Here is a 14,615-nt window from a genome sequence, read left to right as displayed (position 1 = left end):
ATCCCATTACTGTCTTCTTTCTCAATTCGTGATGAGCGGATGCCGTGGGCCGCGATGCGACCCGACCGGCGTTATCCCTTGACGGCGCCCGTCAACCCGCCGACGATGCGTCGCTCGAACAGGCTGAAGAAAATCAGCGCCGGAATCATCGAGAGCGAGGTAAATGCGAGCACCTTCGCGGTGTCCACTGAATATTGCGAGGCGAACGACTGCACCCCGAGCGGCAACGTGAACGAAGCCTCGTTGTTGAGGATGAACAGCGGCAGGATATAGCCGTTCCAGCTGCCGATGAAGGCCAGGATGCCCGTGGTGATGACACCGGGAACCGCAAGAGGAACAACCATCCGCCAGAAGAATCCGAGCCGCGAACATCCGTCAATGAATGCTGCTTCCTCAATCTCGTCGGGAATGGCACGGAGGAACGGAACGAGGATGATGATCGTCGTCGGCAACGCGAATGCAATCTGCGGCAGGATAATGCCGCCGAGGTTGTTCATCAGGCCGAGGTTCTTGATCACGAGGTACAGCGGCGTGATCGCGACGGTCATCGGGAACATCAGTCCAGCGGCGAACAGCGAGTAGAGAATGCCGCGCGCATTGAACTTGTACCGGGCGATGACGTAGCTCGCCATGAGTCCGAGCACAACGACGCCAATGGTGGTTGTGCCGGCCGCGATGGTGGAGTTGAGCACCTGGCGCCAGAACACCGAGCCAACGAGGACGTCGATGTAATTGCCGATGTTCCACGGCGCCGGGAACCCGGACGGGTCGGTGGAAATCTGCGCGTTCGTGCGGAAGCCACCGAGGATGATGTAGGCGATCGGCGCCAGCATGAGGATGACGACGACGGCTGCGAGCACGTAGATGCCGGGGTGACCCCACGGCAGCTTCGACCGGAATTTGGTGCGCAGGACGGGGCGGGATGCGGTGGGAGCGGCGGTGGTGGTCATTTACTGCTCTTCTCGGTGAGGGCACCGTCGGTGTCGCGACGCAGGACGAAGCGCTGGTAGATCAGGGCAACGGCAAGGGAGATGAGGAACAGGACGACGGCGACAGCGTTACCGAAACCGAAGTTGCCTGATGTGCGCCCGTTCGCGACCATGTAGGTCGCCATGGTCGATGTTCCCGCTGTTGACGCGATGTACTGGCCCCAGATGATGTAGACGAGGTCGAAGAGCTGCAGCGATCCAATGATGGACAGGAACGCCCAGATGCGCAGTGTCGGTCCGAGAAGGGGAAGCGTGATCCGGCGCTGAATCTGCCAGAACGACGCACCGTCGATCTGTGCGGCTTCGGTCAGCTCCTCGGGGATGCCCTGGAGACCTGCGAGGAAGAGGATGACCGCGAAGCCGATGTACTTCCACGTGATGATGAGCATCAACGTCCACATGGCGATATTCGGGTCGCTCAACCAGTCCTGTTGGAGGAATCCGAGGCCGAGCTTCTCGAGCATGCCGTTGAGTGCTCCATTGGACTGAAGCATGAGGCTCCAGCCGGTGCCGACGACAACTTCAGAGATGACGTATGGCACGAAGATGAGCACACGGATGATCGACTGTCCACGCATCTTGCGGTTGAGCAGGAGGGCCAGCACAATGGCGGCCGGTCCCTGCAGCACGAGCGAGAGGACGACGATGATGCCGTTGTGGCGCAATGCGTCCAGGAACGTGGGGTCCTGGAGGATGGTGATGTAGTTCTGGAACCCAACGAAGTCGGTTGCTGGGCCGTAACCCTGCCAGCGGAAGAAGCCGTAGTACGCGGCCATCACGACAGGGAAGATGACAAAGGCGAGGAAGACGATCAGGGCGGGCCCGACGAGAAGGGCGATCTCAATGCGGGTCGCCCAACTCATCTTTCGCCGACCAACCGGAGGCGACATGACGCCGCCTCCGGTCGAATCGTCACCCGCGCTCACCCGAGGTACTGCGGGTGGCTGAGTGCGAGTGGTCATAGTGTGGCGAACCTAGCCCTTCTTGGCTGCGTCGTTGACTGCCGAGACAAGTCCCTTGGCGTCAGTCTTACCGGCGAGCAGGTCCACAACGGCGACGTTCAGAGCGTTACCGATGTTGAGGCCGTAGACCGTGTCGAGCCACTGGGACACGTACGGTGCTGCGTTGTACGCCTCGAGGATCTGCTTGAGGTACGGCTCCTGGACTGCTTCCTGCGCAACAGTGTTCACCGGAGGAGCGTTGAAGGCTGCGTAGTACGCCTTCTGAACGTCGGCCGTCGCGAGGTAGTTGAGGAAGTCAACACACTCGGCCGGTGCGTTTGCGCCACACGAGTATCCGTCGACTCCACCGAGCACCGAGCCGGGCTCGCCGTCGCCACCGGGGATCTCCGGGAACGGGAACCATGCGAGGTCAGGAAGGGGCTTCTCGTCGGGGGTCAGCGAAGCGATAACACCCGGGTTCCATGCGCCCATGAGCTCCATGCCAGCCTGGTGGTTGGCGAGGAGTCCAGCCGAGCTACCGGCGCCCTGCTGAGCGGAGGTGGTCAGGAAGCCCTTGTTGAACGGCTCAGTGCCCGCGAAGTCAGCGAGCTGCTGGGCAGCGTCTTCCCAGCACGGTGCGCTGAAGTCCTTCTCATCCTGCGCCTTGGCGAGGGTGTCAGGCGAGCAGGCGCGGAGTGCGAAGTGGTAGTACCAGTGCGCTGCCGGCCATGCGTCCTTGGCGCCAAGGGCGATCGGCTCAACACCGCTGTCGCGGAGCTGGCCAACGGCGGTCTCGAGCTCGTCGATCGTCTTCGGCGTCTCGGTGATTCCCGCTGCGGTGAAGACGTCCTGGCTGTAGAACAGTCCACCGGGAAGCACGGCGACGGGCATTGCGTAGACCTTGCCGTCGAGTGTGTTCGCCTTGAACGATCCTTCGGGGATCTCTTCGGTGGCGGTGTCGGAGAGCTTGTCGGTCAGGTCCATCACCTGTCCGGCTGCCACCATGGCCGCCAGCTTTCCGCCTCCGCGCTGGAGGAAGATGTCCGGAGCGTCACCCGAGTTGAGCGCCGTCTGGAGCTTTCCGTCGAGGTCTTCGTTCTGGATCGACTGGACCTTGATGGTGACGCCGTCGTTTGCTTTTTCGAAGTCGGCGGCCGTCTTCTTCCAGAATTCCTTTCCTGGACCGGTCGTCGAGTTCTGCCAAAGCGTCATTTCGACGGATCCGTCACTGCTGGAACCGCTATCGGAACCAGCGCAGGCACTCAGCACGAGTGCTGCAGCCATCATGACTGCGGACCCGGCGAGGACTTTTCTTGCCTTCATTTCTCACCTGTTCTCTTCGTTGAGCGACGCCCGTCGAGGACGCCGTTGGTGCATCACCGGCCGTGGGCCGGCGTACATGCCGCGGTCCTTTGCTGTGGATGCGACGGGTCGGCTCGTCTGGCAGCACGTGCGGCGGTTCGGACGATTTCTTCACCGAGATCGACCGATCGCTCTCATGCTGTGTGAACGAACTCTCGAAGTTTTACAAGCGAAAAGGATTGTGTCAAACGTTTTCGAAAACCTTTTCCATGGGTGCTAGTCTCAGCGGTATGAGTCGACGCGTGACGATCCACGACGTAGCCAATGAAGCCGGCGTTTCGGTGGCTACCGTGTCCAAAGCTGTGAACGGGCGATATGGCATCGCCGTCGAAACCTCACGCCGGGTCATGGAAGCGGTCGACAAGCTCGGCTATGCATCGAGCCTCGTTGCGAGCAGCATGCGGTCACGCCGCACCGGGGTAATCGGCGTGCTCGTGGCCGACTTTGAGCCGTTCAGCGCCGAGATCCTCAAGGGTGTGAGCATCGCGCTTCGTGAGTCCGAGTTCGACCTGCTCGCCTACAGCGGCTCCCGCCAGCGCGACAGCACCGGCTGGGAACGACGGTCGCTGTCGAGACTCAGCGGCACGCTCATCGACGGTGCCATCATGGTCACCCCCACCGTGGTCAAGGCCTCGTCCGACATCCCCATCGTCGCGATCGACCCGCACGCCGGTCCAGCCGACCTGCCAACGGTCGAGTCAGACAACTTCGGCGGTGCGTTGCTCGCCACCCGGCACCTGATCCAGCTGGGCCACCGCCGGGTCGGATTCGTGGCCGGCCGACCGGACCTCCGCTCCTCCCAGCTGCGCGAGGCTGGCTACTGCCGGGCTCTTCTGGAGGCGGGCATCCCGTTTCGCCAAGACCTCGTGCGCGTGGGTCTGTATTTGCCAGACACCGCCAAGGAGAGCACGGGCTCTCTGCTGAGTGGGCCAGAGCGCCCTACGGCGATCTTTGCGGCCAACGACCTCTCCGCCATCGCCGTGATCGAGCGTGCAGCATCCCTCGGGCTGACAGTCCCCGGCGACCTCTCCGTTGTGGGATTCGACGACGTCCCGGAGGCGGCGAGGCTCTCGACCCCCTTGACCACGATCCGCCAGTCCATGCAACAGCTGGGCGAGGAAGCGGTTGGGTTGCTGCTCGCTCTCATGGAGGGTGACCAGCCGAGTGAGATGCACATTCGCCTGCCAACGGCCCTCGTGCGGCGGGCGACCACCGCTCCGCCGGCGACCGCCGCGACCCGCGCAACCCCCGCGACGGCGTAACGAACGCCCACGCACATTCCGCAAAAACGACACGGGCTTCCCGCCTCGAACCGAAGTTCGCACGCGGAAAGCCCGTGTTCTTGAGAGTTCTTAGGCGAAGGCGAGGGCCGACCAGGACACCGGCGGAAGCGTCACGGTGAGTACGCCGTCGGCGAGCGACGCGCCGGACAGCTCGCGCAGTCCCACCCGCTCGCGGTCGTCAATCGTGTTCTTGGCGTAGACGTCATCATCGTGCAGGGTGACAGCCTCGGTGATCGACGAAGCGTCGAGCGACGCGAGGTCGACGGTCACCTCGATCGAGTCGGTCTGGCTGCGGTTGACGAGGAACAACGCGCTCGTGCCCGATTCCGCGTCAGCGGTCGCAACGGCGTCAACGAGCGGCGCTGCACCGTAGACCTCGGTCTCGTAGGTTCCCACCTCGATGCGCGGGCGCAGCACGTCACCCTTGGCCAGCCGCGAGGTGACCGAGAACGGGAAGAACGTGGTCTGCCGCCATGCGTCACCGCCCGGCTCGGTCATGATCGGAGCGATCACATTCACCAGCTGGGCCAGAGAAGCGGATGTCACACGGTCGTGATTTTTTAACAGCGTCATCAGCAGATTTCCCAGCACGACAGCATCCGCTACCGAATAGACGTCTTCCAGCTGACGTGGTGCAAACCGCCACTCGTCGTTCACTTCGTCTGACGCCTGGTGCTCCTCGAGGTACCAGATGTTCCACTCGTCGAAGGAGAGCTGGATCTTCTTCTTGCTGCGCAGCTTGTTGCCGACGTGGTCGGCGGTCGCGACGACGGTTTCGATGAAGTACTGCATCTCGAGCGATGAGGCCAGGAACGATCCGAGGTCGCCCTTACGCTCCTGGTAGTAGGCGTGGCAGGAGATATAGTCAACGTGCTCGTAGCTGTGCTCGAGCACCGTACGCTCCCAGTCGCCGAACGTCGGCATACTCGAGCCGCTCGAGCCGCAGACGACGAGCTCGAGGTTCCTGTCCGCGGCCTTCATCGCCTGTGCGGTGCGAGCTGCGAGCTTGCCGTAGTCGTCGGCCGTCATGTATCCGGTCTGCCACGGGCCATCCATCTCATTGCCGAGGCACCACATCTTGATGTCGTGCGGCTCGGGCGAACCGTTCGCGATGCGCTGATCACTCAAGGCAGTGCCCGACGGGTGGTTGGCGTACTCGAGCAGGTCGAGCGCGGCTTCGATGCCGCGCGTGCCCAGGTTGACGGCCATCATCAGTTCGGAACCGGTGAGCTTGCACCAGCGAGCGAACTCATCCGTGCCGACCTGGTTCGACTCGAGCGAGTGCCAGGCGAGGTCACGGCGCACCGGGCGGTTCTCCTTGGGACCGACGCCGTCTTCCCAGCGGTAGCCGGAGACAAAGTTGCCGCCGGGGTACCGAATGGTGGACGAACCGAGTTCTTTGACCAGTTCGACGACGTCGAGACGGAAGCCGTCTTCGTTTGCTGTGGGGTGGCCGGGTTCATAGATCCCGTCGTACACGCAGCGGCCGAGATGCTCGACGAAGGAGCCGAAAATGCGGCGGTTGAGGGGGGCGACGACCGCGGTGCGGTCGATGGCGATTCGTGCGGTGGTCACGTGGATAGCTTCCTTTTCTCTACAACGTTGTAAACGCTTCCTCCATATTGGGGTGAGAAGGGAGTTCGGTCAACCCCGCCCGGCGAAATTGCTTCGAACCCTGTCGGATGATGGTGGTGCACTGGCGCAATGACAACAATCCCGGACCCGCACACCTCGAGCGAGCACGTGCGCGGCGGGCGGTGAAGCCCCGGCGGAGCGATGTCAGTGGTGGGTGGTGTACTGATTCTATGAACGAAGAAGTTCGGCCCACAGTCCGCGATCGAGGCGGAGCGAGGCATCTGCGCCGCACGGTCGCCTCATCGACCCGCGGTGGTGACCGGCTCTCATGACTCTGGCGGTGAGCGACTTCCCGTCGACCTTCGGGTCTGACGGAGAAGCAGCGCTCACCGGTTTGCTCTCCCACCTGGGCGACGTGCTCGACACCCTCGATCTCACTCGACTTCAGCGCCTGACGAACGACCAGTTGCTCATGCAGATGAGCCAGCTCTCGCATGTGCTCCGCGGCACCGAAGCGGCACTCGCAGCGACGAGTGCCGAGGTCGCGGTCCGCTCCGACCCGGTGCACGGCGCTGACGGGCTTGCCGCCCGTCACACCTACCAGCGCCCGTCCCAGTTGATCGAAGCCATCACCGGGGTGTCATCGGTGACCGCCGGTCGATTGATTCGGGTGGGCTCACGCACCAGCCCCCGCGTCAGCGACTCGGGTCTGCCGCTCCCGCCTCTCTTTCCGGCGGTCGGCGAGGCGCTCAGCGCTGGGCTGATTGGCGTGGAGACGGCAGAAGCCATCACGAGAGAACTCTCACTGGCGGCACCGCGGACGACCGTCGAGAACCTGTCGATCGCAGAGCAGGCGCTCGTCGGTCAAGCGGTTGGTGCCGGATGGCGCGAGGGCCTGCCGCTCTCCACCGATCTCATCTCCATTCAGGCCAGACAGTGGCGTGACCGGCTCGACGAAGACGGCGCCGAACTGCGCGAGAAGCAGGCGTTCGACAGACGCGAGTTCTGGATAGCCCGCCAACCGGTAGACGGTCTGCTCAAGGTCGGCGGACAGGTCACCATCGACGTCGGCGCGAAACTGCATGCGCTCCTCGACGCCATTTTGAGCCCACACGCCGATGCACGGTATGTCCCCTCCGAAGACAGCCGTGACAACGACGGCTACGGTGGAAACGACGGAATCGGTGACCGCACCCTGCCGAACACCACTGCTGGCGACTCCACAGACCCGGAATCGGCCTCGACGAAGCTTGATGACCACCGCACCGCCGGACAGAAGCGCGCCGATGTGTTCGCGGCGATGATCGATGCGCTCGCACGCTCCGCCGACGTTCCCACCGTCACCGGCGCCTCCCCTACCGTCGTGGTGACCATCCCCGTGGAGGCGCTCGAATCAGGGCGCGGTTCCGGGCAGCTTGTCGGTGTGAACGCCCCGGTTCCCGCGAGCACCATTCGCCAGGTTCTCTGCGACGCGACGGTGGTTCCGGTGTTCATCGATCCCGATGGAGCCGTCGTCGCCCTCGGCAACATGCAACGCAAATTCAACCGGATGCAACGCATGGGCATGATCGCCCGTGACGGCCCCACCTGCTGTATGCCCGACTGCCAGATCCCTGCCTCCGGATGTGAAGCACATCACATTCTGAGATACAGCGAGGGCGGCCCAACGGACATCGCCAACGGAGCCCTCTTCTGTTGGTTCCATCATCGGATGATCGATCTCGGCGTCTTCACCGTCACCATGGTGCGGGGCAAACCGAAGGTCACCATCGCGGAACCCCTGCGCCGCAAGCCCTACTTCCGGTAGAGGCACTTTCCGTAGGAGACCTTCCTGCGGGAGCTGCTTCCGCCGGGAACCGCAGGCGTTTCCGAACAGGCGTTTGGGGTAGGGGCGCTTGTTCGGAACGCATGGCATAGGACATTCGGTCGGACATCCGTCAGGAAACGGCGGTCGACTCCCGGGCGATCACCTCAAAGGTGGTCAGATGCCGCTCACGTGTATAAGGCTTCCCCCGGTTCTCGATTCGCTCCGCGAGCACCCGCACCGCCGTCTCGGCAATCTCATCGCGACCCGGATCCACCGTCGACAGCGTCGGCAACGAGTACTTCGCCTCATCGAGCCCGTCGAAGCCCATTACGGCAACGTCCTGCGGAACCCGCAACCCGGCCTCCTGCAACACCCTCATGGCACCAAGGGCGAGGGTGTCATTGAGCCCGAACACCGCATCAAACTCAACGCCAGACTCGATAATGCGCCGCATCGTCTCCGCACCATCGAGCCGGTGCCAGCGATCGACTCGCCCCATCAGCCGTTCATCGAACTCGATACCGGCCTCGTCCAGAGCCTCACGGTGCCCCTTGAGCCGCAGACCAGCAGAGCCGACCCGCTCGCCCTCGTGCACACCGAGCACGGCAATGCGCCGCCGCCCGCCCTCAATCAGATGCGTCGTCGCCGCCTTCGCTGCTTCCTCATTGCGCATCGTGACATGGTCGGTCGGCCCGCCGAAGATTCGCTCGCCAAGAAGCACAAGCGGATACGACACGTTGAGCAGCTCGACATCGTCCTGCCCCATGCCGAGCGGGCTGAACAGCAGCCCGTCAGTGAGCTGAAGCCGGGGACTTGACAGCATCTCAATCTCTCGCGAGCGGTCACCGCCACCGGTCTGCTCGATCAGCACGACGAGCCCGTGCCGCTCCGCCGCGCGAATGACCGCATCGGCCAGCTCAGCAAAGTAGCTGAGGCTCAGTTCGGGCAGTGCGAGGCCGATCACTCCGGTACGGCCCGAGCGGAGGCTCCGAGCAGACAGGTTCGGCTGGTAGCCCAGTTCAGCGATGGCCTTCAAGACCTTCTCGCGCGTCGATGGACGGATGTGTGCGTAGTCATTGACCACGTTCGACACCGTCTTGATCGACACCCCAGCCAGGGTGGCGACATCGTGCAGTGTCGTGGCCATGGCAGTCCCGTCTTCTCCGTGCACAGCGCTGCGCGCCGCTCTACGAACCTACAACGTTGTAGGACTGAACGTCACGCGGCGCCGCAAGGAAAAAGCGAATCAATCTGCGAGACGGATGCTGTGGCATCCGTTCTCAAAAGGGTGAGAACGGTACACAGACAGCTGGTCAGCAGCAGCGACCCTGGGGCTCCCGGTCCTGAACGTCGTCGCGCTCGCGCCAGAACGCCCTCTCGGGCATCGGCGGAACGTCGGGGTGAGCGGCGCGGTGATGGGCGAGGTACACCTCGTAGGCGTTGTCGCCCATCACCGCGTGAACGTAACGTCCGACCGAGGCCAGAGCCTCGCGAAGCGCGATCGTGGCCATCAGTGCCTCGACTTTTCGCGACGCTGGCCAGCCGGCAGTGCGTCCCACTGTTTCTGGATGCGCTTCTCTGCCTTCGTGGTGATCAGACCTGAGGGGCCGAAGATGCGTGATGGCTGCGCCGGGTCTTCGGTGTTCACGCCGCCGCCGTTCGAGAAGGCACGGATCGTGCGGTAGACGGCAACGGCGATCACGATGAGGGTCAGCACCACGAAGAGAATCGACAGCGTGCCCTGCACGAAGGTGTTGCGCACCACCGCTTCCATCGCTTCGCGACTCGTGGCGGTTCCGAAGGTCTCCTCCCCCGAGGCCAACGCGTTGCGGAACGCATTGTGCTGTGCCCAGTATCCAACAGCGGGAACGGGCGAGAAGATCTTGAACAGCGACGCCGTCACGGTGACCGCGGTGGCAAAGGCGAGCGGAACGGCGACAATCCAGAGGTAGCGGAAGTACCCGCGGTCGGCCACGATGGCCAGGCAAACCGCGAGCGCGATGGCCGCGAGCAGTTGGTTGGCGATGCCGAAGAGCGGGAACAGTGTGTTGATGCCGCCGAGGGGATCGGTGACGCCCATGATGAGGATTGCTCCCCACGCTGCCACCATGATGGCCGTGCAGATCCAGGCACCGAGGGTCCAGCTCGTGTCCTTGAACTTCGGGAAGATGTTGCCGATCGAGTCTTGCAGCATGAACCGGGCCACCCGGGTTCCAGCGTCGACAGCCGTGAGGATGAAGAGCGCCTCGAACATGATGGCGAAGTGGTACCAGAAGCTCATCAGCGCGGTGCCGCCAAAGAGCTGCTGCATGATGTGCGCGAGACCCACCGCGAGGGTTGGGGCACCACCGGTGCGTGAGACCACACTCTCCTCGCCCACGTTGCGGGCCGTTTCTTCGAGCAGGCCCGGGGTGAGGTTGACGCCGCTGAGCCCGAGCGAGTTCACGTAGGCAACAGCCCCCTCAACCGTGCCGAGGGTATTGGCCGCCGAGATGTTCATGGCGAAGTACAGTCCGCGGTCGATGGAGATGGCCGCGACGAGGGCCATGATGGCCACGAAGCTCTCCATGAGCATGCCGCCGTAGCCGATGAACCGGCTCTGGCGCTCCTTCTCGAGGAGCTTCGGTGTGGTGCCCGACGCGATGAGGGCGTGGAATCCGCTCAACGCGCCGCAGGCAATGGTGACGAAGAGGAACGGGAACAGGGATCCTGGGACGACGGGGCCACCGGCCGGGTCGCTCGCGAATTCGCTGAATGCCGGAACGTTGATCTCGGGCCGGACGAGAACGATGGCGAGCGCGAGCATGAGGATGGTGCCGATTTTCATGAACGTCGACAGGTAGTCCCGCGGGGCCAGAAGCAGCCAGACCGGGAGGATCGCGGCGATGAAGCCGTAGATGATGATGCCCCAGGCGATGGTTGTGCGGTCGAGGGTGAAGACCGCTGCGCCCCACGCGGTGTCTGCGACCATGCCGCCACCGATGATCGCGGCCAGCAGCAGGACGAATCCGATGATCGACACCTCGGTGATTTTGCCCGGGCGGAGGAAGCGGAGGTAGACGCCCATGAACAGGGCGATGGGGATGGTCATGGAGACGCTGAACACGCCCCACGGGCTCTCGCCCAGGGCGTTCACGACGACGAGCGCGAGGATCGCGACGATGATCACCATGATGACGAGCGTCGCCAGGATGGCCGCGATGCCGCCGACCCGCCCCAGCTGGTCGCGGGCCATCTGGCCGAGCGAACGCCCACCACGGCGGGTGGAGAAGAACAGCACGAGGTAGTCCTGGACCGCACCGGCCAGGATGACGCCCACGATGATCCAGAGGGTGCCAGGGAGGTAGCCCATTTGGGCGGCGAGTACGGGGCCAACGAGTGGGCCGGCGCCAGCGATGGCCGCAAAGTGGTGGCCGAAGAGCACACGACGGTCGGTGGGGACGTAGTCCTTGCCGTTGGCGTTGTATTCGGCCGGAGTGGCACGCCGGTCATCGGGTCGGGCGATCACGCGCTCGATGAATTTGGAGTAGAACCGGTACGCAATGAGGTAGGTGCACACCGCTGCGAAAACAAACCAAATGGCGTTGACCGTCTCACCACGCACCAGTGCGAGCATCACCCAGGCCAGGCCGCCGAGGAGCGCGATAGCCACCCAGAGGATGATCTTCGGCGGCGTCCAGTGTCGCTCGTCCGCTTCTCGTTCGTCGTCGGGGACCGCGACAGGGGGAAGGTTCGGATCTTGCTGCAGCACGGGAGCGTCTGCAGCGCTCGAGTCCGGAATGCCGGTGCCACCAGCGTTCCGGCGTGCCGTGTGTCGTTGACCGCTGCTGCGGTCGGCGTCGTTGCCCATGGGAACCCCTCGAATCAGTTGTCGATCCTGTCCCGTTCGCCCTCGAACGGGTGACTCCGATGCTACAACGCGCCTCCCCCTAACGGGGGCAACGTCCCCGGTGTGCGCCGCGACAGATCGCGACCGGGCGACCTAGTTGGTGAGCGCCGGGACGGATCGCGGACGAACGATGAACCACAGCGATGCAATCGAGACCAGTGCCGTGACGAGCATGACCGAGGCCATCGGTACGGCCGAGTCCATGCCGAGCACACCGACGATGGGTGAGATCAGCCCGGCGAGACCGAAGTTGAGCGCACCGAGCAGCGACGCTGCTGTTCCTGCCTCGTGCCCGTGGTTGACGAGTGCGAGCACCTGGACGGTCGGGAAACCGAAACCGGCCGCCATGATGAAGAAGAACAGTGGGATCAGCACACCGAGGAAGCCTCCGCCGGACTCGGTGAGCACGATGATCGTCAACGCGGCGAGTGCCTGCACGGCGGTGGTGACGGCAAGGATCCACTGCGGCCCGATGGTGCGCATGAGCCGCGATGACACCTGGACACCGATGACGATGCCGATCGAGTTGATACCGAAGAGCACGCCGTACTGCTGGGGGCTCAACTGGTACAGCTCTTGAAACAGGAACGATGAGCTCGACAGGTAGGCGAAGAGACCGGAAAAGCTCATGCCACCGATGAGGGCAACGCCGACGAAGACCCGGTCCGTGAAGACGGAGCGATACCGATCCCGAACCGTCGAGTGGCCGGAACCATGACGACGCTCCGCAGGAAGCGTCTCAACGATGAAAACCGAGACCGCGATGATGACGAGGATGCCGTAGAGGGCCAGGAAAAAGAACAAGCCACGCCAGTCGAGGAAGAGCAACAACTGCGAACCGATTACCGGCGCGAGAATGGGTGCGAGACCGTTGACGAGGGCAAGGCGTGACAGCATCCGCACCAAAGGTTTTCCGCCAAAGAGGTCGCGAACCATAGCCATGGCCACGACACCACCGGCCGCGGCACCTGCGCCCTGAAGCACGCGGAAAACACCGAGCCAGAGGATGTCTGGGGCGAAGGCAGCGCCGACGCTCGCGATGATGTGCACGCTCGTCGCGAGGATGAGCGGCAGGCGGCGGCCGACCTTGTCGCTCCACGGTCCCATAAAAAGCTGGCCGAGCGCGAACCCGACTGTCGTGCCGGTGAGCGTGAGCTGGATGAGCGAGGCCGGGACGTCGAGTTCAGTTTCCAGTACCGGAAAGGCCGGGAGGTAGAGGTCGATCGTGAACGGGCCCAGTGCGGTGAGCGCGCCGAGAACAAGGATGTAGACGAGTCGCTGACGTCGGGTCAGGGAGTCGCCGGGATGCAGAACGGTGGTAGTCACGAAGAAGGAATCCTAGAGTCAAGCGAGCGGGCCGAGCATCCCACGGACGAGGTGTCGGGACCCTGACCCTAACCAGAGCGGATCGATCGGTTATTCCCAACGCGAGCAATGCTATCGAATCGATTCGACCGCGGGAAACCCTTGACGTCAGTGGGTCGCCGAATTTATAAGGGACGGGCAGTTACACCGTCATGGTGCCGAGGCGCGCCGGATCGTCGATGAGCCGCTCGAACGCCAATTGCGCTGCTCCGATGAGGAGCAGGTCGGGGCCGAGTTGCGCGCGCACGATGGTCACAGACTCGAACGCGGCAGCGAGTGTCTGCTCGGCAACGAGCGACTCGAGCAGGTCGGGGTCGAAAGCGTGCAGTGACGCGAGGAACCCGCCGAGCACGACCAATTCGGGGTTGAGCACGTTGATCGCGTTGCGGAGGGCGATGCTCAGGATTCCGAGTTGACGCACGGCTTCGGTGCGCAGCTCGGTCGACGTCGATGAGAGCAGGGCCTCCTCAAATTGCGCGGGGTCGGCCGAACGCAGCTCGAGCAGCTCGAGCAGTCGGGTTCGATTGACCTCATCTTCGAGGGCTCCGCCGGTGGACGGCTGACCAGGTCCGTCGGGCGCCGTGACCAGGTTGTGGCCAAACTCACCCGCGTATCCGGCGACCCCGCGGAGCGGAGCGCCGTTCACAATGACGCCGCCGCCGATTCCACTCGCACCACCGTTGAGGTAGACGAGGTCGTTCACGCCTCGTCCGGCGCCGAAGGTGTGCTCTGCCAGCGCGCCCAGGCTCGCATCGTTTGCTGCACGCGCCGCATACCCCGTGGCATCCGTCAATAAGGACGCAACGGGTTCATCGACCCAGTCAAGGTGCGGCGCGAGGCGCACGAGGCCATCGCCGGAGCGGACCAATCCCGGCACGGCCACACCGACGCCCGCCACCACGGCATCCGCGGGCAGTCCAGCGCGCAGCGACGCAATGATCCCGGCGGTGACGCGCACGGTTTCGTCGACGCCGAGTGGTGCATCGACCTCGTGCCGGACCCGATCGACGACCTCACCGTTCATCCGAACGACGCCGACGCTGATGGCGTCCTGCTCGGGGTTCACCGCGAAGGCGACGCAGTCCGGGTGCGGGTGTACGACGGGCGACGGCCGACCGACACCGCGGTTGACATCTGGCTCTGACTCCACGACGAGTCTCAAAGCGGCGAGCTCGGTCACGAGCGCGGCAACCGTCGACCGGTTGAGCCCGGTCTCGCGGGTGAGTGTTGACCGTGACACCGCGCCCTCGGAGTGCACAAGCCCGAGGATGCGCGACAGGTTGTACTGGCGCACGGTGTCGAGGTTGGTGCCGCGATTATTCACTGTCAGCTCTGAATTCTGTGGCTCCGGCACGGTGGGTGTGCCGGGGTGCACTGTCGATGGGCAGGCGTGTGGACGTCGAA

The 14,615-nt window shown here is 63.9% G+C and carries 11 protein-coding genes; 2 read left to right on the top strand and 9 right to left on the bottom strand.

Features of this window, described 5'->3' with window-relative positions:
* Window positions 1-71: 71 nt before the first annotated feature.
* From L1277_RS10550 to L1277_RS10540, 3 genes are read right to left on the bottom strand one after another with little or no spacing between them, the layout of a single operon-like run.
* Window positions 72-950, bottom strand: a complete 879-nt coding sequence (locus tag L1277_RS10550; protein ID WP_253376349.1) for a carbohydrate ABC transporter permease — start codon at window positions 948-950, stop codon at window positions 72-74.
* Complete coding sequence (locus L1277_RS10545) at window positions 947-1,951, bottom strand: carbohydrate ABC transporter permease (protein WP_374110216.1); 1,005 nt, start codon at window positions 1,949-1,951, stop codon at window positions 947-949. Before L1277_RS10545 ends, L1277_RS10550 begins: the two co-directional genes overlap by 4 nt.
* 12 nt (window positions 1,952-1,963) lie before the next feature.
* Window positions 1,964-3,253 carry an ABC transporter substrate-binding protein gene (locus tag L1277_RS10540; protein WP_253376348.1) on the bottom strand — a complete coding sequence of 430 codons (1,290 nt, stop codon included), beginning with the start codon at window positions 3,251-3,253 and terminating at the stop codon, window positions 1,964-1,966.
* A 269-nt stretch (window positions 3,254-3,522) separates the two neighbouring features.
* Here L1277_RS10540 and L1277_RS10535 point away from each other — a divergent pair, with 269 nt between their 5' ends.
* Entirely contained in the window at window positions 3,523-4,554 is a 1,032-nt protein-coding gene (locus L1277_RS10535) for a LacI family DNA-binding transcriptional regulator (RefSeq protein WP_253376347.1), read from the top strand.
* A gap of 90 nt (window positions 4,555-4,644) precedes the next feature.
* On the opposite strand, the gene L1277_RS10530 is transcribed toward L1277_RS10535, so the two are convergent.
* Window positions 4,645-6,150 carry an alpha-N-arabinofuranosidase gene (locus tag L1277_RS10530; RefSeq protein WP_253376346.1) on the bottom strand — a complete coding sequence of 502 codons (1,506 nt, stop codon included), beginning with the start codon at window positions 6,148-6,150 and terminating at the stop codon, window positions 4,645-4,647.
* A gap of 328 nt (window positions 6,151-6,478) precedes the next feature.
* Here L1277_RS10530 and L1277_RS10525 point away from each other — a divergent pair, with 328 nt between their 5' ends.
* On the top strand, window positions 6,479-7,957 hold the full coding sequence (locus L1277_RS10525) for an HNH endonuclease signature motif containing protein (protein WP_253376345.1): 1,479 nt from the start codon (window positions 6,479-6,481) through the stop codon (window positions 7,955-7,957).
* A gap of 130 nt (window positions 7,958-8,087) precedes the next feature.
* Here L1277_RS10525 and L1277_RS10520 read toward each other — a convergent pair whose 3' ends face one another.
* The 5 genes from L1277_RS10520 to L1277_RS10500 all read right to left on the bottom strand — a co-directional run bounded on the left by L1277_RS10520 (window position 8,088) and on the right by L1277_RS10500 (window position 14,535).
* A complete protein-coding gene (locus L1277_RS10520) occupies window positions 8,088-9,104 on the bottom strand; it encodes a LacI family DNA-binding transcriptional regulator (protein WP_253376344.1) in 1,017 nt (338 codons plus the stop codon).
* Between the two features lie 166 nt (window positions 9,105-9,270).
* Window positions 9,271-9,468: a YbdD/YjiX family protein gene (locus L1277_RS10515; RefSeq protein WP_253376343.1), complete on the bottom strand. Its 198-nt coding sequence runs from the start codon at window positions 9,466-9,468 to the stop codon at window positions 9,271-9,273.
* Window positions 9,468-11,807, bottom strand: coding sequence for a carbon starvation CstA family protein (locus L1277_RS10510; protein WP_253376342.1), 2,340 nt, complete (start codon window positions 11,805-11,807; stop codon window positions 9,468-9,470). The genes L1277_RS10515 and L1277_RS10510 overlap by 1 nt, the downstream gene beginning before the upstream one ends.
* Before the next feature lie 132 nt (window positions 11,808-11,939).
* Window positions 11,940-13,172 (bottom strand): multidrug effflux MFS transporter, encoded by a 1,233-nt coding sequence (locus tag L1277_RS10505; RefSeq protein WP_253376341.1) that lies wholly within the window; start codon window positions 13,170-13,172, stop codon window positions 11,940-11,942.
* A gap of 181 nt (window positions 13,173-13,353) precedes the next feature.
* Window positions 13,354-14,535 carry an ROK family protein gene (locus L1277_RS10500; RefSeq protein ID WP_253376340.1) on the bottom strand — a complete coding sequence of 394 codons (1,182 nt, stop codon included), beginning with the start codon at window positions 14,533-14,535 and terminating at the stop codon, window positions 13,354-13,356.
* Window positions 14,536-14,615: the final 80 nt, after the last annotated feature.

The organism is Okibacterium sp. HSC-33S16 (genome assembly GCF_024171565.1).
Classification (GTDB): Bacteria; Actinomycetota; Actinomycetes; order Actinomycetales; family Microbacteriaceae; genus Mycetocola_A.
This window is presented reverse-complemented; position numbering and strand designations above follow the sequence as displayed.

What these genes read in the sequence shown, in the direction of transcription:
- L1277_RS10550 (WP_253376349.1), bottom strand. Translation starts at nt 950, where the DNA reads ATGACCACCACCGCCGCTCCCACCGCATCCCGCCCCGTCCTGCGCACC.
- L1277_RS10545 (WP_374110216.1), bottom strand. Translation starts at nt 1,951, where the DNA reads ATGACCACTCGCACTCAGCCACCCGCAGTACCTCGGGTGAGCGCGGGT.
- L1277_RS10540 (WP_253376348.1), bottom strand. Translation starts at nt 3,253, where the DNA reads ATGAAGGCAAGAAAAGTCCTCGCCGGGTCCGCAGTCATGATGGCTGCA.
- L1277_RS10535 (WP_253376347.1), top strand. Translation starts at nt 3,523, where the DNA reads ATGAGTCGACGCGTGACGATCCACGACGTAGCCAATGAAGCCGGCGTT.
- L1277_RS10525 (WP_253376345.1), top strand. Translation starts at nt 6,479, where the DNA reads ATGACTCTGGCGGTGAGCGACTTCCCGTCGACCTTCGGGTCTGACGGA.
- L1277_RS10520 (WP_253376344.1), bottom strand. Translation starts at nt 9,104, where the DNA reads ATGGCCACGACACTGCACGATGTCGCCACCCTGGCTGGGGTGTCGATC.
- L1277_RS10515 (WP_253376343.1), bottom strand. Translation starts at nt 9,468, where the DNA reads ATGGCCACGATCGCGCTTCGCGAGGCTCTGGCCTCGGTCGGACGTTAC.
- L1277_RS10510 (WP_253376342.1), bottom strand. Translation starts at nt 11,807, where the DNA reads ATGGGCAACGACGCCGACCGCAGCAGCGGTCAACGACACACGGCACGC.